The organism is Roseomonas rosulenta, from assembly GCF_016106005.1.
Taxonomy (GTDB): Bacteria; Pseudomonadota; Alphaproteobacteria; order Acetobacterales; family Acetobacteraceae; genus Neoroseomonas; species Neoroseomonas rosulenta.
The window spans coordinates 1-561 of the sequence record NZ_JACADR010000656.1 but is presented as its reverse complement, the minus strand read 5'-3'; the positions used below and the strand labels follow the sequence as shown (position 1 = coordinate 561).

The 561-nt window shown below is 77.0% G+C and carries 1 pseudogene; it reads left to right on the top strand.

Annotated elements, in window-relative coordinates:
* Positions 1 to 561: pseudogene (locus tag HW578_RS27495) on the top strand (AAA family ATPase); the annotation flags it as partial.

Genomic DNA, 561 nt, shown 5'->3' with positions numbered 1-561 from the left:
TGGCGCGCATCCTGGAGGGGAACATCCCCGCCGCACGGCGCGCGGGCCTCGACCCGCTGCGCGTCGAGGCCTGGGCCGGAGCCGCGCGCTTGGAACTGGCCCGCATCGCGCCGGCGCTGGCGGCGCGGGAGGCGGCCGGCTTCGTGCGGCGCGGCCATGGCGACCTGCACCTGGGCAACCTCTGCCTGCGCGAGGGCCGCCCGGTGCCCTTCGACGCCCTGGAATTCGACGAGGCCCTGGCGCGCATCGATGTCGGCTACGACCTGGCCTTCCTGCTGATGGACCTCGACCTGCGCGTTGGCCGCGCGGCGGCGAACCGCGTGCTGAACCGCTATGTCGCGCGCACCGGCGATGCCGGGCTGGTGGCGGGGCTGCCGCTGTGGCTCTCGCTGCGCGCGATGATCCGCGCGCATGTGGAGGCGACGCGCGGGGGCGATGGCGCCGCGCTGCTTGCGGCGGCGCAGGCGCACCTGGTGCCCGCCGCGCCGCGCCTGGTCGCGATCGGCGGGCTGCAGGGGACCGGCAAGTCCACCCTGGCGCGGGCGCTAGCGCCGCGCCTTG